We start from the raw sequence: 18,076 nt of genomic DNA on the forward strand, positions 1-18,076 counted from the left end.
CGAGTGGGGCGCCACCCCGTCACCCTCGTACGCGTACACGTAAGGACCGACTTTACCCATGCAGCTTGTCATCGTCGAATCGCCCGCCAAGGCGAAGACCATCGAGAACTATCTCGGCAGCGACTATCGCGTGCTGGCCAGCTACGGCCATGTCCGCGATCTGCCGCCCAGGGACGGTTCGGTCGATCCCGACGACAGCTTCGCGATGACGTGGGAGAATTACGCCGACAAGTCGAAGCAGCTGAAGGCGATCACCGATCTCGCCAAGACCGCCGACCGCCTGATCCTCGCGACCGATCCCGATCGCGAGGGCGAGGCGATCAGCTGGCACGTCCAGGAGGTGCTCCGCGCGCGCAAGGCGCTGCCCAAGGAGGTCGAGCGAGTCACCTTCAACGCGATCACCAAGGCGACCGTGACCGCCGCGATGAAGGCGCCGCGCGAACTCGATACCGATCTGATCGACGCGTACCGCGCTCGCCGCGCGCTCGATTATCTGGTCGGCTTCACGCTGTCGCCGGTGCTGTGGCGCAAGCTGCCCGGCGCCAAGTCGGCCGGCCGCGTCCAGTCGGTCGCGCTGCGGCTGATCGTCCAGCGCGAACGCGAGATCGACGTCTTCAAACCGCAGGAATATTGGTCGGTCACCGCCGAGATGGAGCATGACGGCACCGCCTTCCAGGCGCGCCTGACGCAGTTCGAGGGCGCCAAGCTCGACCGCCTGTCGATCGGCAACGAAGGCGACGCGCTACGCGCCAAGCAGGCGGTGCTCGACGGCAATTTCTCGGTCCAGTCGGTCGAGACCAAGCCCGCCGGCCGCAACCCGCCGCCACCCTTCACGACCTCGACGCTGCAGCAGGAGGCGTCGCGCAAACTCGGCTTCTCCGCCGATCACACGATGCGGATCGCGCAGGGCCTCTACGAGGACGGCGCGATCACCTATATGCGTACCGACGGCGTGCAGATGGACGGCAGCGCGATCAGCGCCGCGCGCCTTGCCGTCGCGAACCGCTTCGACGCATCTTACGTCCCCGACAAGCCGCGGCAATATCAGTCGAAAGCCAAGAACGCGCAGGAAGCGCACGAAGCGATCCGCCCGACCGACTTCGCCAAGGACAAGGTCGGTGGCGGCGATCACGCCCGCCTGTACGACCTGATCTTCAAGCGCGCGCTCGCCAGCCAGATGGCGTCCGCGCGGATGGAGCGCACCACGGTCGAGATGGCCGACGGCACCGGCCGCAACATCCTGCGCGCCACAGGCCAAGTCGTGCTCTTCCCGGGCTATCTCGCGCTGTACGAAGAAGGCGCCGACGACACGCAGGACGAGGACGCCCGCCGCCTGCCGCGGATGCGCGAAGGCGATGCGCCTGCGAAGAAGAAGGTCGACGCCGAACAGCATTTCACCCAGCCGCCACCGCGCTTCTCCGAGGCCTCGCTGGTCAAGCGGATGGAGGAACTCGGCATCGGCCGCCCGTCCACCTATGCGTCGATCATCAAGACGCTGAAGGACCGCGCGTACGTCCGGATCGAGAAGAACCGCTTCTTCGCCGAGGAATCCGGGCGCCTGGTGACCGCGTTCCTCGAGCGCTTCTTCGAGAAATATGTCGGCTACGACTACACCGCCGAACTCGAGGAAGAGCTCGACGACGTCTCGGGCGGCCGCGCGCAGTGGCAGTCGGTGCTCGAAGCCTTCTGGCGCGATTTCAAGCCGCGCACCTCCGAGGTGATGGAACAGCAGCCCTCGGCGATCACCGCCGAGCTCGATATCTTCCTCGCGCCCTATCTGTTCCCCGAGCGCGCCGATGGCGGCGATCCGCGGCTCTGCCCGAATTGCGGCGAGGGCCAGCTCGCGCTGCGCGGCGGCAAGTTCGGCGCGTTCATCGCCTGCTCCAACTATCCCGAATGCAAGTTCACCCGCCGCTTCGCGCAGCCGGGCGGCGAGGGTGACGATACCGGTCCGTCGACGCTGGGCGTCGATCCCGAGACCAACCTGCCGGTCGAGCGCAAATCGGGGCGGTTCGGCCCGTACATCCAGATCGGCGAGGGTGAGACGCGCAAGATGGCGTCGATCCCCAAGGACATCGGCGAACTCGATCTCGAATGGGCGCTGAAACTCCTCAAGCTGCCGCGCACCGTCGGCACACACCCCGAGACCGGCGAGCCGATCCTCGCCGCGATCGGCAAGTTTGGCCCGTATCTCAAGCACGCCGGCAAATACGCGCGGCTGAGCTCGACGCAGGACGTGTTCGAGACCGGCATGAACGCCGCGGTCGTGAAGCTCGCCGAAGCCGCGGCGGGCGGTGGCCGCCAGCAACGGGGCGCGCAGGCCCCGCTCAAGGTGCTGGGCAACCATCCGCGCACCGAGGCGGAGATCAAGCTGATGGAAGGGCGCTACGGCCCGTACGTCACCGACGGCACGACTAATGCGACGTTGCCGAAGTCGATCGAGAAGGATGCGCTGACGCTCGAGGAAGCTGCGTCGCTGATCGACGCCCGCGCTGCCGCGGCGCCGGCAACGAAGAAGAAGGCCGTGAAGAAGCCCGCGGCGAAAAAGGCGCCGGCTAAGGACGCGGATGCCAAGAAGGCACCGGTGAAGAAGGCGGCTGCGAAGAAGCCGGCGGCCAAGAAGGCACCCGCGAAGAAAGCGGAAGCCTAAAATCCTCCCCTGCAAGGGGAGGTGGCACGCGCAGCGTGACGGAGGGGGCGGCCGGCAAGCGGAGCGTTCGTGGCGGCCCCCCTCCACCATCGGCTGCGCCGACGGTCCCCCTCCCCGTGCCGGGGAGGATTATGCCGCCCGACGCTGCGTCATCCCCAGCCAGTCCCGCGCCGCACGCTGCGCCACGGAAATCTCCCGCGCGGTCATGTCCTCGGCGATCTCCGCGCGGCATTCCTGCGCCGCGACGTTCCCAGACACCGCGGCCAGGTTGAACCATTTATGCGCCTCGATCAGGTCGACGCCGACCCCCGACGCACCGGTCGAATAGACCATGCCGAGATCGTAATAGGCGCGATCGTCCCCCCGCGCCGCCGCGGCGAGGCGGCTTTCGATGACGAAGCTTCCGGTCTTGAGAATGCTACCCATGGTCTGCCCCCAATGTTCGTGGGGACAGCCTGCACCGAGTCGCGCTACGAAATGGTTAATGGGTTAACCGGGCTCGCCAACCATCTCGATCGCGATATTGTCGATCAACCGCGTGCCGCCCATCCGCGCCGCCGCCAGCAATCGCCGCGGCCTTTCGGTCGACGGATTTTCGGCGAGCGTCTCGGCATCGGCCAGCGCGATATAATCGATTTCGAACCCCGCGCCCGTCAGCGTGGTCCGCGCATCGCCCAGCACCGCGTCGACATCCTCGCCGCGCCCGATCGCCCGGGCCGCAACGCCCAGCGCGCGGGGCAGGGCGATCGCCCGCCGCCGCTGCTCGTCGTCGAGATAGATGTTGCGCGAGGACAGCGCGAGGCCGTCGTCGTCACGCTGCGTCGGCACGCCGACGATCTCGATCGGAAAGTCCATGTCCGCGACGAAGCGGCGGATCACCGCGAGTTGCTGATAATCCTTCTCGCCGAAATAGGCGGCATCGGGTTCGACTTGATTGAACAGCTTCGACACCACCGTCGCGACGCCGTCGAAATGCCCGGGCCGCGATGCCCCGTCGAACCCGTCGCTGACCCCGGTGACGCTGACGGTGGTTGCGAAGCCGTCGGGATACATTGCCTCGACCGGCGGCAGCCAGAGCAGGTCGCAACCCGCCTCAGTCAGCATCCGGATGTCGGCCATCTCGCGCCGCGGATAGCGCGACAGGTCCTCGTTGGGTCCGAACTGCATCGGGTTGACGAAGATCGACGCGATCACCTTGGTCCCCGGCCGGCGCGCTGCCTCGATCAGCGCGACATGGCCCGCGTGCAGCGCGCCCATCGTCGGCACCAGCGCAATGCGCGTGTCCGCGCCGCGCAGCGCGGCGACGCTTTCGCGCAAGGCATTCAGGTCCCGGACGACGTCCACGGCAAACTCCTACTCGATAAGTGCGGTCGCGGCTTCTATGAAGGGGCCTGTCGACTATCAACCCACCTTCAACGCTTAAAGGAACACGTGTTGCCGATGGGCCTCAATCCAACCTCTGCCCAGACTGCTGCCGCACCGCACGTGATCGTTTTCGCGAATGAAAAGGGCGGCACGGGCAAGTCGACGACCGCAGTCCATGTCGCGATCGCGCTCGCGGCGCGCGGCGCGCGGGTCGCGTGCCTCGATCTCGATCACCGCCAGCGCACCGTGGGGCGCTATCTCGACAATCGCGCGCAGACCGTGAAGCGGATCGGCGCCGCGCTGCCGATGCCGGTCCACGCGACTCTGTCGGACCAGTCCGAGGACCAGTTCGAGTCACTGTGGCACAGCCTCAGTGCACAGGCGGATTACCTCGTCGTCGACACCCCTGGGCGCGACGATCCGTTCGCGCGCACCGCGGCGGCGCTCGCCAACACGCTGGTGACTCCGATGAACGACAGCTTCGTCGATTTCGACCTGATCGGACAGGTCGATCCCGAAACCTATCAGGTCACGCGCCCGAGCTTTTATTCCGAGCTGATCTGGGATGCGCGCAAGCAACGCGCGCGCGCCGACGGCACCACGATCGACTGGGTCGTGCTGCGCAACCGCCTCCAGCATATCGAGGCGCGCAACATGCGCCGCGTGTCGGATGCGCTCGCACAGCTCGCCAAGCGCGTCGGCTTCCGTATCATTCCGGGACTCGGCGAACGCGTTATTTACCGCGAAATGTTCCCCGCCGGGCTGACGATGATCGATTCGAAGGAGTTCGGCGCGATGGGGCTCGGCCACGTTGCCGCGCGCCAGGAACTGCGCGAGATGATGGCGGCGTTGCAGCTGCCCGAAGTCGCCGCCGAACAGCCCGGCGTCGCAGCGTGAGGGGGGCCGCGTGAAGTGGATCGTCGCCGGCCTCCTCATCTGGCTGGCCTGGTATTATCTCCGCCCCAAGCCGAAAGTGCGTACGGTTACCGATGAAGCCGAAGCCCGCGCGATCCTGGGGCTCGACCGCGGCGCCGATGCCGACGCGATCCGCACCGCGCATCGCCGGCTGGTCGCGACTGTCCACCCCGATCGCGGCGGCTCCGCCGATCTGGCGCGGCGGGTGAATGCCGCGCGGGATCTGCTGCTGAAGCGACTCTGATCTGCGCTCCGCACATTGTAATGATGCGCATGGGTCCCAGCCATGCCACCCCGGCGAAGGCCGGGGCCCAATTGGGGGACGGCCGTGACGACGGACCGCACTCCGTTACAGCAACCTTCCCAATTGGGCCCCGGCTTTCGCCGGGGTAGTGTTGCGGAGCAGGAAAGACCCAGTGACCCACCACTTCTCCCCCAGCATCCTCCGCGAATACGACATCCGCGGCATCGTCGGCCCTGCACTCGGACCCGCCGACGCGCACGCGATCGGACGCAGCTTCGCCACCCGCGTCCGCCGCGCCGGGGGAACCCGCGTGGTGGTCGGCTATGACGGTCGCCTCTCGTCGCCCGCGCTCGAGACCGCGCTCGTCGCCGGGCTGACCGCGAGTGGGGTCGATGTCGTCCGCATCGGTCTCGGCGCGACGCCGATGCTCTACTTCGCCGAGGCGACGCTAGAAGTGGATGGCGGCATCCAGGTAACCGGCAGCCACAATCCCGGCGATTATAACGGCTTCAAGATGGTGCAGGCCCACGCGCCGTTTGCGGGCGACGACATCCAGGATCTCGCGCGGCTCGCGGCGATCGGCGACTGGGAACACGGGGCAGGGGTGGTCACCAGCGCAGACGTGCAGGATGCCTATATCGACCGGCTGATGCTCGGCTATGCGGGCGGCGCCTACCGGATCGGCTGGGACCCCGGCAACGGCGCCTCGGGCCCGGTCGTCGAGCAGTTGGTCCAGCGCCTGCCGGGTGAGCATCATCTGATCTTCGCCGATGTCGACGGCAATTTTCCCAACCATCATCCCGATCCCAGCGTCGAGGCGAACCTCGCCGACCTGAAACGCCTCGTCGCGGACAAGAACCTCCATTTCGGGATCGCGTTCGACGGCGACGGGGACCGGATCGGTGCGGTCGACGCGCGCGGACGCGTGCTGTGGGGTGACCAGATTCTCTCCATATTGGTCGAACCTCAGCTGCGCGAGACACCCGGCGCCACGATCGTCGCCGACGTGAAGTCGAGCCAGGCGCTGTTCGATCGAATTCGGTCGCTCGGCGGCACCCCCAGCATGGCCGCGACCGGGCACAGTCTGATGAAACGGCGGATGGTCGACACCACCGCCCCGCTCGGCGGCGAACTCAGCGGGCACATCTTTTTCGCCGGCGACTATTACGGCTTCGACGACGCGCATTATGCCGCGATCCGCCTGATCCGCGCGATCCACCTGTCGGGCAGGACGCTGACCGAGCTGTTCGATGCGATGCCGCCGTTCGTAAACACTCCCGACCTGCGCTTCACGGTCGACGAGGACCGCAAATTCGCGGTGGTCGACGAAGTGCTTGCCCGGCTCGAAGCGGAGGGCGCGACCGTCGACACCACCGACGGCGCGCGCGTGACGACCGCTGACGGCTGGTGGCTGCTCCGCGCCTCCAACACCCAGGCGATGCTGACCGCACGCGCCGAGGCGCGCGACCAGGCCGCGCTCGACGCCCTGCTCGCGCAGATCGATGCGCAGCTCGGGCAGAGCGGCGTCGTGCGGACCGATTGACAGCCCGACGCGCTCGCGTACCGTTGCCGCTTTCCAAGGAGTTACGCGTGGAGCGTCCGGTCGACGAATTCAGGTCCAGCACCGCCCGCTGGCTGCTCGGCAGTTTTGCGGGTTGGGGGACGTTGCTCACCTGCCTGATCGGCGTCGGCTTCGTGCTGATCGGCATCCGCTGGTTGAAGAACCGCGCCGCGTCGTACGAGATCACCGACCAGCGGCTGATCGTGAAACGCGGTATCCTGTTCAAGACGGTCGACGAGATAGAGCTCTACCGGATCAAGGACGTTCGGCTCGGCTATTCGCTGCTCAACCAGATGGTCGATATCGGCACGATCACCCTGACCTCCAGCGACCGCACCACCGCGGGCGGCGAGTTCGTGTTGCGCGACGTGCCGATGGCGCGCGAGCGCCGCGAGGGGATCCGCAAACTGGTCGACCGCGCCCGCCAGCGCCGCGGCGTGCGCGAAATGGATGTCGACCGCGAGGATTCGTATCTCGAGTGAACCCACTCCCAACCCCCTTCCGTCACTCTACCGAAGGCTGGAGTCTCCCTGTTGGTAAGCGCGGCATCCGCCTCACAGAGATTCCAGCCTTCGCTGCGATGACGGCGTGTCGGCAATGACGGAATGTCGGCGGAGGCGGAGACAGCAACAGGCAAAAAACTGGCATTTCTTCCCACAAACGCCCACCTAACCCTCGATGCCCCCCAAGCCCCAACCCCAGATCATCCGTGTCGTCGACCTCGAGACGACCGGGTCCGCCCCCCCCGCGCACGGTGTGTGCGAGATCGGCTGGCAGGACGTCGCGCTCGGCGAGGATGGCCGTTGGGAGCTGTACGGCGAGGGCGGCAGCAGCCTCGTCAACCCCGGCCGGCCGATCCCGCCGGTGACTCAGGCGATCCACCACATCCTCGACGAACAGGTCGCCGACGCGCCCTATTGGCATGATATCGCGCGACGCGTGCTCGATCCCTGGCCGCGGCGCATCGCGCTCGCCGCGCACCGCGCCGATTTCGAACAGCAATTCTGCACGTCGACGCTCACCAAGGGCGCGGACTGGATCTGCACCTGGAAATGCGCGCTCCGGCTGTGGCCGGATTCGCCGAGCTTCTCGAACCAGGTGCTGCGCTATTGGCGCCGCCCGCACGGCATTGACCATGAACGCGGCCTGCCCGCGCACCGCGCCTTTCCCGACGCCTATGTCACCGCCTTCCACCTGCGCGACCAGCTCAACGAGGCGAGCGTCGCGCAGCTGATCGAATGGTCGACCAACCCTGGCCTCATCCCGCGCGTGCGCTACGGCCCCGATCGCGGCAAGGACTGGCGCGAGATCGATCATGAATCGCTGATGGGATTTCTTACCGATCGCGATCCCGACATCCGCTTTACCGCCAATGCCGAAATGGATCGCCGCACCGGTGGTGGGACGGTCGGCCGCGCCAGCGCGCAGGATCTGTTGCTCTAATATCCTGTCTTCCGCGAAAGCAGGGGAGGCGAGCGACACGCGCTGGCGCGATCCCGTCGCGCCCGCTAGCACGCAGCGCATGGGGACACGCGTAAAGCTTATCGCGAACAATCGGCCGATCAGCCAGGTGCTGCTCGCATCGATGATCCTGGGGTTTGTCGCGCTCATCGCCGCCGGCTTCGCCGCGGCCTGGCTGACGGCGCGCAACCAGGAGCATATCGGCTGGGTCAATCACACGCATGAGGTCGAGCTGGCGATCGCCAATGCCAGCACTGCGATCGAACAGACCGAGACGCCGCGGCGCGGCTATCTGATCACGCGCGCGCCCTTGTATCTCGAAACCTATCGCCAGAACCGCGCCCTCCAGCCTGGGATCATCGCGCGGGTCGGGGCGCTTACCGCCGACAATCCGCGGCAGCGCGCGCATTATGCAACGCTCATCAGTCTCCTCACGCCGCTGCAGCGGCAGCGTGACCTGACCGTTTCGCTGGTCCAGCAGGGCCGCGGGCGCGAGGCGATCGCGGCATTCTTCAGCGAAACCGCCATGCGACGGATGCGCGCGATCCGCGTCGTCGCGGCGCAGATGGCGGCCGAGGAACGTCGGCTGCTGACGGTGCGCGAAGCCTCCCAGTCTGACAGCATTCGTGCGTTCTACGCAGTCCTGGGGCTTGCCGGCTTGATCCTGCTCGGCGTCGCGATCCTCTCGGTGACGACGGTGATGCGCTATACCCGCGACCTGACCCGTTCGCGCGACAGCCTCAACGCGCTGAACGAGACGCTTGAAGAGCAGGTCGCCTCCCGCACCGCCGACCTCAGCCTCGCGAACGACGAGATTCAACGCTTTGCCTATATCGTCAGCCACGATCTGCGGTCGCCGCTGGTCAACGTGATGGGCTTCACCGCCGAACTCGCCGCGACCGTCGCGCCGCTCGAGGAACTGCTCGCGCGGGCCGATGCGACCGCGCCCGAGATCGTCACCGAGGAGGCGCGGCTCGCGGTGCGCGAGGACCTGCCCGAAGCGGTCGGCTTCATCCGCACCTCGACGCAAAAGATGGACCGCCTGATCAACGCGATCCTGAAACTGTCGCGCGAGGGGCGCCGCGTGATCACCCCCGAACCGCTCGACATCGCCGAGATCGTCGACACGATCCGCGGGTCGATGCAGCATATCATCGACGATCGCGGCGCTTTGGTCCGCATCGAAGGACAGATACCGGGGCTGGTCAGCGACCGGCTCGCGATCGAGCAGATCCTGTCCAACCTGATCGAGAACGCGACCAAATATCTGAAACCCGGCCGCCCCGGCGTGATCACGGTCACCGGCCGCGAGGAGCGGGGACGAGTCGTCCTAGCGGTCGCGGACAATGGCCGTGGTATCGACCAGCGCGACCATGCGCGCGTATTCGACCTGTTCCGCCGTTCTGGCACGCAGGACCAGCCGGGCGAGGGGATCGGGCTCGCGCATGTTCGCGCGCTCGCCTATCGCTTGGGCGGCACTATCGACGTGGCGTCGGAACTCGGCGAAGGTGCGACCTTCCGCCTTCACCTTCCGAAGACCTTGACCTTGCAGGACGCAAAAGCATGACCGAACACCGGACCGTCGGTATCGTGATGATCGAGGACGATGAGGGGCATGCGCGCCTCATCGAGAAGAACATCCGCCGCGCAGGAATCTCGAACGGCATCCGCCACTTCACCGACGGGACGTCGGCGCTGGACTTCCTGTTCCACGCGCCCGACGGCCCCGCGCTGAACGGCCCCGCGCTGATCCTGCTCGATCTCAACCTGCCCGACATGAGCGGCACCGACATCCTGTCGAAGATCAAGGCGGAGGATAGCCCGCTGCGCCGCACCCCGGTCGTCGTGCTGACCACCACCGACGACAAGATCGAGATCCAGCGCTGCTATGATCTCGGCTGCAACGTCTACATCACCAAGCCGGTGAACTATGAGAGCTTCGCCACTGCGATCCGCCAGCTCGGGCTGTTCCTGTCGGTGATCCAGGTTCCCGAGATCGAGGCATAGACCAGCGTTGACGCGAGTCCTCTATATCGACGACGACGCCGGTATTCGCCGGCTGGCAGCCCGCGCGCTCGGCCGCCGCGGCTATGTGGTGACGGTCGCCGAGAGCGGCGCCGAGGGCTGCGTGCGCGCGGCCGCCGATAGCTACGACCTAATCGCGGTCGATCATTATATGCCGGGGATGGATGGGCTCGAGACGCTCGCCGAACTGAAGAAGCTGCCCAATACCCCACCGGTCGTCTACGTCACGGGGTCCGAGGAAGGCCGGATCGCGGTCGCCGCGCTCAAGGCTGGCGCCGCCGATTACGTCGTGAAGACGGTCGGTGACGACTTCTTCGATCTGCTTGCCGCGGCCTTCGAACAGGTGCGTGCGCGGGCGCTGCTGGAACAGGCCAAGACGAATGCCGAGGCCGAACTGCGCGCCACCAACGCGCGGCTCGAGGCGCTGCTGGGCGAGGTCAATCACCGCGTCGCCAATTCGCTGCAGCTCGTCTCTGCGATGGTCCGGTTGCAGTCGACCGCGCTGACCGATCCGGCCGCGCGTGAGGCTTTGGAGGACACGCAGCGCCGTATCCAGGCGATCGCACAGGTCCATCGCCGGCTTTACACCACTAACGACGTCGAAAGCGTCGACATGCGCGAATATCTGGGCGCGTTGGTGGAGGAACTGGCCGAGACCTGGTCGACCGACGCGTTCCCGCGCGCGCTCAGCATCACCGCGGAGCCGATCCGCCTGCCCACCGACCGCGCGGTGTCGCTCGGCATCATCGTCACCGAACTCGTCACCAACGCGTGCAAATATGCCTATCCGAACGGCGCCGGCGAAGTGCGCGTGGCGCTGCAGGCAGACGGCGACGCGTTCCTGCTCGCGGTCGAGGACGACGGCTGCGGCATGCCAGCGGATGCGACCCCGCGCGGCACCGGCCTCGGCACCAAACTGATCCGCGCGATGGCGCAAAGCCTGCAGACGAACGTCGAATACGATCCCTCGCACACCGGCGTCCGCGCTACCTTGCGCGCCGCAGTGCGCTAGCGCTCCGTCACCGCCCCGTCATCCCAGCGAAGGCTGGGATCTCCACCGGCGGGCGCGGCGGTCACCGACGCGAAGACCCCAGCCTTCGCTGGCGTGACGAAGCGCCCGTGCCGTGCCCCGCATCAAATCCGCGCGAGCACACCCTTCGCGACCACCGGCCCCGTCGGCAAACCGGTCGGCGACCCACCGGTCGGCTCCACCGAAATGGCCAGCACCGCCCCCGCCACGATCTGCGCCCGATCTGCCGCCGTCAGCCACAATGTCGTTGGGGAGTGTGCCAGGAGCGCCAGCGGATGCGGCACGCCGTCGCCGCCGATCGCCCACAATTGCGCGACCTTGCCCGCATCCACCGCCGGCGCTGCGGCGATGCGCAGCGACCCTGCGGTTGCATCGAACGCCGCCGCGACCGCGCCGTCTTTGCCCGCGTCGAGCGTCGCGACCAGCAGGCTTGCCGGACGCGCCACGGGTACCGGTTGCGACACCGGCACGCTCGGCCGCGGGTCGACGATGATGAACAGCAGCAGGCACGCGGCGAGCGCGCTGCTGACCGCGGCGAGCGCCGGCCATGCCAACCGCCGGACCACGGGTGCCGCCATCGTGCCGGCATCGAGCGTGGCATCGATCCGCTCCGCGACGTGCGGTCCCGGCGACGCCTCGGGCCACAGATCGAACAGCAACGCGAACTGCCCGCGCCACCATTCGACTTCGGCGGCGAAACCGGGTTCGGCGAGCACGCGGCGAAGCGCGACCGCGCGATCCTCGCCCTCGAGCAGACCCAGCGCCAGTTCGGCGGCGGTCACGTCGATGTCCGGCTCAGCCACGTAGGCAATCCTTCAACCGTGCAAGACCCCGGCGAACCCAGCTCTTCATCGTCCCGAGCGGCACCGCGCGCTTGGCCGCGAGTTCGGCATAGGTGACGCCGTCGAAGAACGCGGTACGTATCGCATCGCGCTGCGGCGTCTCGAGCGCGTCGAGGCAGTCGAGCAACGCTTGGGTATCCTCGCCCGCGATCAGCGCGTGCTCGGCGCCGATGCCGGAGTCGGCAATGTCGGGGGCGTCGTCGATCGGGCTGGTGCGGCGCACGCCATGCGCGCGGCGCCAGTCGATCGCCCGGTTGCGCGCGATCGTCGCCAGCCAGGTGATCGGGCTCGCGCGCCCGGGTTCCCAGCCGCCCGCCCGTTTCCAGATCGTGATGTAGACGTCGTGCAGCACATCCTCCGCGGCCTGTCGCTCACCACAGATACGCAGCGTGATCCCGAAAAGCTTCGCGTTGGTCAGCGCATAGAGTTCGCTGAACGCGGCGCGGTCCTCGGTGCCGGTGCGCAGTAGGACGTCGCAAAGGTGCGCGCGGGCCTGATCGGCCTGGGTTGTACGGCGTGTCACGGGGGCGAACCTAGCGGCTGGATCAGTCGCGGCAATAGCCTTCACCGGGTTTGACCGTCAGGCACTGCGTCTTTTCCGCCAAATATTTCAGCTCCGTGGCCTCGCCATCGGTGGGCCGCAGCGTCTCGCGGACGCCGTCCCGTTCGAACACGATGGTCCGCCCGCGCGCGATACCGTCGAAACTGCCCTTGTGGTCGAGATCCCACTGCATCGTCAGCCGGTACCGCCCCGGCGCCCCGGCGCTGGCGATATCCAAAAACATACCTTCCACGCCCAGCCACCGCCCGCTGTAATCGACCGTCGCCGCCGGGTCGGCGGCGTTGGCCGCACGCGGGGCGTCGGCCAGCACGCTGTTCTCGGTCGCACCGGCCGAGGTCATGGCGCCGTCGCTACGTGTTTCAGGGGCGGGGCCCGAACAGGCGGCAAGCGCGAGGCCCGCTAAGAGGATAATGGTTTTCATGGCTGCCCCTTTTCGACGTCTCTACAAAATGCGTCGTCTCTGCACCATGTTCCGTTCTCACGAACAGGTGTGGCAATCATGCGCGCCTGTCGGTAAAGCCGCAGGGGTCCCGCCGTCCGCCACAGGAACCGCCCGTTGCGCATCGCCATCGCGTCCGACCATGCTGCCGTTTCGCTGAAAGCCGCGCTCGTCGTCTGGCTGCGCGACTCGGGGCATGACGTGCTCGATCTCGGCGCCGATGGCAGCACGAGCGTCGATTACCCGGATTACGGTTTCGCCATGGCCGCCGCGCTCGCCGACGGTCGCGCGGATCGCGGCATCGCGCTGTGCGGATCGGGGGTCGGGATCTCGATCGCCGCCAACCGCAACCCCGCATGCCGCTGCGCGCTCGTCTCCGAACCGCTGTCCGCGCGGCTTGCGCGTGAGCACAACGACGCCAACGCCATCGCGCTCGGCGCCCGCCTGATCGGCGACGAGATGGCCAAGGCGTGCGTCGACGCCTTTCTGACAACCGATTTCGCCGGCGGTCGCCATCAGCGCCGCGTAGACATGCTAAGGGAATTCGCATGAGCACCCAGCCCCAGACTCTTCATGACGTCCAGCCCGACGGCTTCTTCACCCGCGGGCTGGCGGAAGCCGACCCCGCGATCTTCGCCGGAATCGAACACGAACTCGATCGTGAGCAGACGCAGATCGAGCTGATCGCGTCCGAGAACATCGTGTCGAAGGCGGTGCTGCAGGCGCAGGGCTCGGTCTTCACCAACAAATATGCCGAAGGCTATCCCGGCAAGCGTTACTATCAGGGCTGCGCACCGTCCGACGAGGTCGAGACGCTGGCGATCGAGCGCGCCAAGCAGATCTTCGGCTGCGGCTTCGCCAACGTCCAGCCGCATTCGGGCGCGCAGGCGAACGGCGCAGTGATGCTCGCGCTGGTCAAGCCCGGCGAGACGATCCTGGGCATGAGCCTGGACGCCGGCGGCCACCTGACCCACGGCGCGCGCGCGGCGATGTCGGGCAAGTGGTTCAACGCAGTCCAGTACGGCGTCGACCCGGTCACGCACCTGATCGACTACGACCAGGTCGAGGCGCTCGCGGTCGAGCACCAGCCGAAGCTGATCATCGCGGGCGGCTCCGCCTATCCGCGCGCGATCGACTTCGCCCGCTTCCGCGCGATCGCGGACAAGGTCGGTGCGTACTTCATGGTCGACATGGCGCATTTCGCGGGCATCGTCGCCGCCGGCCTGCACCCGACGCCGTTCGGCCACGCGCATGTCGTCACCACCACGACGCACAAGACGCTGCGGGGCCCCCGCGGCGGCATGATCATGACCAATGACGAGGCGCTTGCGAAGAAGTTCAACTCGGCGGTGTTCCCGGGTCTCCAGGGCGGCCCGCTGATGCACGTCATCGCCGCCAAGGCGGTCGCGTTCGGCGAAGCGCTGCAGCCCGACTTCAAGAGCTACATCGCGGCCGTCGTCGAGAACGCCAAGGTGTTGGCCGCGACCCTCAAGGAGCGCGGCGCCGATCTGGTGTCGGGCGGCACCGACACGCATCTCGCGCTGGTCGACCTGACCCCGCTCGGCATCACCGGCAAGGACGCCGACGAAGCGCTCGAGCGTGCCGGCATCACCTGCAACAAGAACGGCATCCCCAACGACCCGCTGCCCCCGGTCAAGACCAGCGGCATCCGCGTCGGCTCGCCCGCCGGCACCACGCGCGGGTTCGGCCCGGCCGAGTTCCGCGAGATCGGCAACATGGTCGCCGACGTGCTCGACGGCCTGCGGCAAAAGGGCGAGCATGGCGATCCGGCGGTCGAGGCCGACGTCCGTACCCGTGTCCGCGCGCTGTGCGCTCGCTTCCCCATCTACGAAGGATAAATCCCATGTCGAAGTTCGATGAAATCCAGAACGACGTTAAGAGCACTCCCGGCCTCGGCAAGAGCATGGCCAAGTGGAGCGCACTCGGCGCCGTGGTCGCGATCCCTGTGCCGATCGTCGGCCCGATCTTCGGTGCGATCGCCGGCGCCGGCTATGCCTATTACAAGGGCAAGAAGAAGATCTGAATGCGCTGCCCTTTTTGCGGACATGAAGACAGCCAGGTCAAGGATAGCCGCCCCACCGAAGACGGGGCGGCCATCCGGCGCCGGCGCCAATGCGAAGGCTGCGCCGCGCGGTTCACGACGTTCGAGCGCATACAGCTCCGCGACCTGTTCGTGCTGAAGAGCGAAGGCCGCCGCGAGGCGTTCGATCGCGAGAAGCTGCTGCGCTCGCTCTCGATCGCCACGCGCAAACGCGCGATCGAGCCGGTGCGGATCGAGAAGCTGGTCAGCGGTATCCAGCGGCAGTTGGAGACGCTCGGCGAGAACGAGGTCACGTCGAAGCGGATCGGCGAGATGGTGATGGACGGGCTAAAGGGGCTGGATTCGGTCGCCTATATCCGGTTTGCGAGCGTCTACCGCGATTTCAGCGAGGCGAAGGATTTCGAGGCTTTCGCCGGGAGTGTGGAGGAGGTCGGGCGGGAGTAGGAAGCGAACCTGTCCTTCGATACGCGCTCTCGACTTCGCTCGATCGCTACTCGGGACGAACGAGGTGGTGAAAGGCCGCTCCCAACCCCCTTCCGTTCGTCCCGAGTAGGCATCGAGCTTGTCGAGATGCCGTATCGAGGGATAAGCCCGCCGGATGACATTCTGGGCCTATATCGTCCGCTGCGCCGACGACAGCTACTATACCGGTCACACCGACGACCTCGAACGCCGGATCGGTCAGCATAATCAGGGGGAGATCGCCGGGTACACGCAGAAGCGCCGCCCGGTGACGCTGATGTGGAGCCAGGAGTTCCCGTCGCGGCAGGAGGCGCTCGCGGCAGAGTTCCAGGTCAAGGATTGGTCCCGCAAGAAGAAGGAGGCGCTGTTCCGTTCGGATTGGGCGGCGCTGTCAGCGGCAGCGAAGAAACAGCCACCTGTCCCTCCATACGATGTCTCGACAGGCTCGACATCTACTCGGGACGAACGGATGGGGGATACGACCGTGCCAGAGCCAACCCCGCCCCCCATCATCATCCTCGTCCGCCCCCAACTCGGCGAAAATATCGGCAAGGCCGCGCGCGCCATGCTGAATTTCGGCCTCACCGACATGCGCCTCGTCGCCCCACGCGACGGCTGGCCCAACCCCGCCGCCGGTCCCGCCGCCAGCGGTGCCGACATCGTGCTGCAGAACGCGCAAGTCTACGACACCGTCGCCGACGCCGTCTCCGATTGCGAACACGTCTACGCTACCACGGTCCGCAAGCGCGGCGTCGTCAAACCGGTCGTCACGCCGGAAGTGGCCGGCGAGGCGATCCACGCCGGCCCCGGCCGCTCGGCGATACTGTTCGGGCCCGAACGCTCGGGGCTTGAAACCGACGACGTCGCGGTCGCGCGGACAATCATCACCGTGCCGATCAACCCCGACTTCGGCAGCCTCAACCTTGCCCAGGCCGTCATCCTGGTCGCGTACGAATGGTCGAAGGGCGTCGCACTCGCGCAGCCGCCCGAGGTCGACATGCCGGTCCCGTCGTCGCAGGACGAACTCGACGGCATGATCGCGCAGCTCGACGGCATGCTGGTGGGCGCCGGCTATTTCTTTCCGGCCGACCGCGGCCCGGCGCTCCGCCGCACGCTGCGCACATTGCTCACCAAGCCGGCTTGGTCGTCGTTCGAAATCCGCACGCTGCGCGGCGTGCTGTCGGCGCTCGCGGGGAAGCGGCCGCGACCCGCCCCGGTCCGGCATCCTGACGAAAGTCAGGATCCAGAGTAACTTCAGCGCCGGTCAAACGCCGCCAGTTCATACGCGATCGACGCCTCGACCAGCGTTTCCCACAGATCGCCGATCACCGCCTCGGGCAGTCCAAGCCTCACCGCCTCCGCTCGCGCATTGCCGATCACCTGGCTCTTGCGCCCCTCGTCGCGCACCGCACCCCGCTCGGGTTTGATCCGCGCCGCGGCGTCCATATACGCGAACCGACGCGCGAGCAGCGCGACGATGTCGCGGTCGATCTGGTCGACGCCCGCGCGGACCTCGGTCATGGTGGTGCAATCGGGGCCGGGAAGGGTCATGGGCCGCCTCTTGGCGATCCCTCGCACGGCTGTCCAGCTTGACTCGGCGCCGGCCTGCGTCTAGGCGCCCGCGTTCGCAACAGGCTCCGCACCCCGGTGAAGCGGCGGCCCTGCCGATCCTATGGGATCCAAGCAGGCGATACCGGGAATGATCCGCATCGGAAACGGCGCGGGTTCGTCACAGGCTATTGCAAGGACTATCTATGTCGAAGCGTCAAAGCGCGAAGTACAAACTCGACCGTCGCATGGGCGAGAACATCTGGGGTCGCCCCAAGAGCCCGGTCAACAAGCGTGAATACGGCCCCGGCCAGCACGGCCAGCGCCGCAAGGGCAAGGTCAGCGACTTCGGTATCCAGCTGCGCGCCAAGCAGAAGCTCAAGGGCTATTATGGCGACGTGACCGAGAAGCAGTTCCGCGCCTGCTACACCGAAGCCGCGCGCATGAAGGGCGACACCGGCCAGAACCTGATCGGCCTGCTCGAGCAGCGTCTCGACATGATCGTCTATCGCGCCAAGTTCGCGCCGACCGTCTGGGCCGCGCGTCAGCTCGTTTCGCACGGCCACATCCGCGTCAACGGCGTGAAGTGCAACATCGCATCGCGTCGCTGCTTCGTCGGCGACGAGATCACGCTGGGCACGAAGGCGCAGGAAATGGCGCTGGTTCTGGAAGCACAGACGCTCGCCGAGCGCGAGATTCCGGATTACGTCGCCCCCGATGGCGCCGCGAAGATCACCTTCACGCGCGTTCCGACGCTCGACGAAGTGCCCTACCCGGTGAAGATGGAACCGAACCTGGTCGTCGAATTCTACTCGCGCTAAGCCGAGTAGAATCCGACGACCGGCCGGCGGTGCTCCGGCACTGTCCGACGACGCGGCTCCGCCGTGGCGCGGTCCGAGACGGAAAAGGG

The 18,076-nt window shown here is 67.0% G+C and carries 21 protein-coding genes; 15 read left to right on the forward strand and 6 right to left on the reverse strand.

The annotated features are described in order from the left end of the window. Nucleotides 1-58 precede the first annotated feature (58 nt). Nucleotides 59-2,650 (forward strand): type I DNA topoisomerase, encoded by a 2,592-nt coding sequence (gene topA, locus U1701_RS07865; protein WP_332782005.1) that lies wholly within the window; start codon nt 59-61, stop codon nt 2,648-2,650. A 129-nt stretch (nt 2,651-2,779) separates the two neighbouring features. Here topA and U1701_RS07870 read toward each other — a convergent pair whose 3' ends face one another. Beyond that, nucleotides 2,780-3,076 (reverse strand): SEL1-like repeat protein, encoded by a 297-nt coding sequence (locus U1701_RS07870; protein WP_332782006.1) that lies wholly within the window; start codon nt 3,074-3,076, stop codon nt 2,780-2,782. A gap of 63 nt (nt 3,077-3,139) precedes the next feature. Beyond that, a complete protein-coding gene (panC, locus tag U1701_RS07875) occupies nt 3,140-3,994 on the reverse strand; it encodes a pantoate--beta-alanine ligase (protein WP_332782007.1) in 855 nt (284 codons plus the stop codon). A 96-nt stretch (nt 3,995-4,090) separates the two neighbouring features. Here panC and U1701_RS07880 point away from each other — a divergent pair, with 96 nt between their 5' ends. The 8 genes from U1701_RS07880 to U1701_RS07915 all read left to right on the forward strand — a co-directional run bounded on the left by U1701_RS07880 (nt 4,091) and on the right by U1701_RS07915 (nt 11,233). Continuing rightward, entirely contained in the window at nt 4,091-4,912 is an 822-nt protein-coding gene (locus tag U1701_RS07880) for a division plane positioning ATPase MipZ (RefSeq protein ID WP_332782008.1), read from the forward strand. A 10-nt stretch (nt 4,913-4,922) separates the two neighbouring features. Next, the gene (locus tag U1701_RS07885; RefSeq protein WP_332782009.1) at nt 4,923-5,174 is read left to right on the forward strand and encodes a J domain-containing protein; all 252 of its coding nucleotides are present in this window, start codon (nt 4,923-4,925) and stop codon (nt 5,172-5,174) included. Between the two features lie 172 nt (nt 5,175-5,346). Next, nucleotides 5,347-6,717, forward strand: a complete 1,371-nt coding sequence (pgmG, locus tag U1701_RS07890; protein ID WP_332782010.1) for a phosphoglucomutase/phosphomannomutase PgmG — start codon at nt 5,347-5,349, stop codon at nt 6,715-6,717. 47 nt (nt 6,718-6,764) lie between these two features. Further along, on the forward strand, nt 6,765-7,217 hold the full coding sequence (locus U1701_RS07895) for a PH domain-containing protein (protein WP_332782011.1): 453 nt from the start codon (nt 6,765-6,767) through the stop codon (nt 7,215-7,217). A gap of 196 nt (nt 7,218-7,413) precedes the next feature. Continuing rightward, nucleotides 7,414-8,178 (forward strand): 3'-5' exonuclease, encoded by a 765-nt coding sequence (locus tag U1701_RS07900; protein ID WP_332782012.1) that lies wholly within the window; start codon nt 7,414-7,416, stop codon nt 8,176-8,178. A gap of 79 nt (nt 8,179-8,257) precedes the next feature. Then, entirely contained in the window at nt 8,258-9,763 is a 1,506-nt protein-coding gene (locus U1701_RS07905; RefSeq protein WP_332782013.1) for a sensor histidine kinase, read from the forward strand. Beyond that, nucleotides 9,760-10,203, forward strand: coding sequence for a response regulator (locus U1701_RS07910; protein ID WP_332782014.1), 444 nt, complete (start codon nt 9,760-9,762; stop codon nt 10,201-10,203). Before U1701_RS07905 ends, U1701_RS07910 begins: the two co-directional genes overlap by 4 nt. 7 nt (nt 10,204-10,210) lie before the next feature. Then, on the forward strand, nt 10,211-11,233 hold the full coding sequence (locus U1701_RS07915; RefSeq protein ID WP_332782015.1) for a sensor histidine kinase: 1,023 nt from the start codon (nt 10,211-10,213) through the stop codon (nt 11,231-11,233). Between the two features lie 122 nt (nt 11,234-11,355). Here the strand turns inward: U1701_RS07915 and U1701_RS07920 are convergent, their stop codons facing one another. Genes U1701_RS07920 through U1701_RS07930 form a run of 3 tightly spaced genes read right to left on the reverse strand, consistent with a single transcriptional unit; the run spans nt 11,356 to nt 13,076 of the window. Beyond that, complete coding sequence (locus U1701_RS07920; RefSeq protein WP_332782016.1) at nt 11,356-12,054, reverse strand: anti-sigma factor; 699 nt, start codon at nt 12,052-12,054, stop codon at nt 11,356-11,358. Further along, nucleotides 12,047-12,616, reverse strand: a complete 570-nt coding sequence (locus U1701_RS07925; RefSeq protein WP_332782017.1) for a sigma-70 family RNA polymerase sigma factor — start codon at nt 12,614-12,616, stop codon at nt 12,047-12,049. The genes U1701_RS07920 and U1701_RS07925 overlap by 8 nt, the downstream gene beginning before the upstream one ends. A 22-nt stretch (nt 12,617-12,638) precedes the next feature. Further along, nucleotides 12,639-13,076, reverse strand: a complete 438-nt coding sequence (locus tag U1701_RS07930) for a hypothetical protein (RefSeq protein WP_332782018.1) — start codon at nt 13,074-13,076, stop codon at nt 12,639-12,641. Nucleotides 13,077-13,211: 135 nt separating this feature from the next. Between U1701_RS07930 and rpiB the strand changes: the two genes are divergently transcribed. From rpiB to U1701_RS07955, 5 genes are all read left to right on the forward strand, one after another. Then, nucleotides 13,212-13,646 carry a ribose 5-phosphate isomerase B gene (rpiB, locus tag U1701_RS07935; protein ID WP_332782019.1) on the forward strand — a complete coding sequence of 145 codons (435 nt, stop codon included), beginning with the start codon at nt 13,212-13,214 and terminating at the stop codon, nt 13,644-13,646. Further along, nucleotides 13,643-14,953, forward strand: coding sequence for a serine hydroxymethyltransferase (gene glyA / locus U1701_RS07940; protein WP_332782020.1), 1,311 nt, complete (start codon nt 13,643-13,645; stop codon nt 14,951-14,953). Before rpiB ends, glyA begins: the two co-directional genes overlap by 4 nt. A 5-nt stretch (nt 14,954-14,958) precedes the next feature. Beyond that, nucleotides 14,959-15,138, forward strand: a complete 180-nt coding sequence (locus U1701_RS07945) for a hypothetical protein (RefSeq protein ID WP_332782021.1) — start codon at nt 14,959-14,961, stop codon at nt 15,136-15,138. After that, a complete protein-coding gene (gene nrdR, locus U1701_RS07950) occupies nt 15,139-15,600 on the forward strand; it encodes a transcriptional regulator NrdR (protein WP_332782022.1) in 462 nt (153 codons plus the stop codon). Nucleotides 15,601-15,754: 154 nt separating this feature from the next. Continuing rightward, nucleotides 15,755-16,870 carry a TrmH family RNA methyltransferase gene (locus U1701_RS07955; protein WP_332782023.1) on the forward strand — a complete coding sequence of 372 codons (1,116 nt, stop codon included), beginning with the start codon at nt 15,755-15,757 and terminating at the stop codon, nt 16,868-16,870. Nucleotides 16,871-16,872: 2 nt separating this feature from the next. Here U1701_RS07955 and U1701_RS07960 read toward each other — a convergent pair whose 3' ends face one another. After that, nucleotides 16,873-17,169 (reverse strand): chorismate mutase, encoded by a 297-nt coding sequence (locus tag U1701_RS07960; protein WP_332782024.1) that lies wholly within the window; start codon nt 17,167-17,169, stop codon nt 16,873-16,875. A gap of 203 nt (nt 17,170-17,372) precedes the next feature. Between U1701_RS07960 and rpsD the strand changes: the two genes are divergently transcribed. Beyond that, nucleotides 17,373-17,987 carry a 30S ribosomal protein S4 gene (rpsD, locus tag U1701_RS07965; RefSeq protein WP_332782025.1) on the forward strand — a complete coding sequence of 205 codons (615 nt, stop codon included), beginning with the start codon at nt 17,373-17,375 and terminating at the stop codon, nt 17,985-17,987. The last annotated feature ends 89 nt before the right edge of the window (nt 17,988-18,076 follow it).

Origin of the sequence: Sphingomonas rhamnosi, assembly GCF_036663615.1 — a bacterium.
In the GTDB taxonomy this organism is placed as follows: domain Bacteria; phylum Pseudomonadota; class Alphaproteobacteria; order Sphingomonadales; family Sphingomonadaceae; genus Sphingomonas.

Excerpts from the sequence above, each read along its gene's own strand:
- topA (WP_332782005.1), top strand. The coding sequence starts at position 59 with ATGCAGCTTGTCATCGTCGAATCGCCCGCCAAGGCGAAGACCATCGAG.
- U1701_RS07870 (WP_332782006.1), bottom strand. The coding sequence starts at position 3,076 with ATGGGTAGCATTCTCAAGACCGGAAGCTTCGTCATCGAAAGCCGCCTC.
- U1701_RS07880 (WP_332782008.1), top strand. The coding sequence starts at position 4,091 with ATGGGCCTCAATCCAACCTCTGCCCAGACTGCTGCCGCACCGCACGTG.
- U1701_RS07900 (WP_332782012.1), top strand. The coding sequence starts at position 7,414 with ATGCCCCCCAAGCCCCAACCCCAGATCATCCGTGTCGTCGACCTCGAG.
- U1701_RS07905 (WP_332782013.1), top strand. The coding sequence starts at position 8,258 with ATGGGGACACGCGTAAAGCTTATCGCGAACAATCGGCCGATCAGCCAG.
- U1701_RS07910 (WP_332782014.1), top strand. The coding sequence starts at position 9,760 with ATGACCGAACACCGGACCGTCGGTATCGTGATGATCGAGGACGATGAG.
- U1701_RS07930 (WP_332782018.1), bottom strand. The coding sequence starts at position 13,076 with ATGAAAACCATTATCCTCTTAGCGGGCCTCGCGCTTGCCGCCTGTTCG.
- glyA (WP_332782020.1), top strand. The coding sequence starts at position 13,643 with ATGAGCACCCAGCCCCAGACTCTTCATGACGTCCAGCCCGACGGCTTC.
- U1701_RS07945 (WP_332782021.1), top strand. The coding sequence starts at position 14,959 with ATGTCGAAGTTCGATGAAATCCAGAACGACGTTAAGAGCACTCCCGGC.
- nrdR (WP_332782022.1), top strand. The coding sequence starts at position 15,139 with ATGCGCTGCCCTTTTTGCGGACATGAAGACAGCCAGGTCAAGGATAGC.
- U1701_RS07955 (WP_332782023.1), top strand. The coding sequence starts at position 15,755 with ATGACATTCTGGGCCTATATCGTCCGCTGCGCCGACGACAGCTACTAT.
- U1701_RS07960 (WP_332782024.1), bottom strand. The coding sequence starts at position 17,169 with ATGACCCTTCCCGGCCCCGATTGCACCACCATGACCGAGGTCCGCGCG.
- rpsD (WP_332782025.1), top strand. The coding sequence starts at position 17,373 with ATGTCGAAGCGTCAAAGCGCGAAGTACAAACTCGACCGTCGCATGGGC.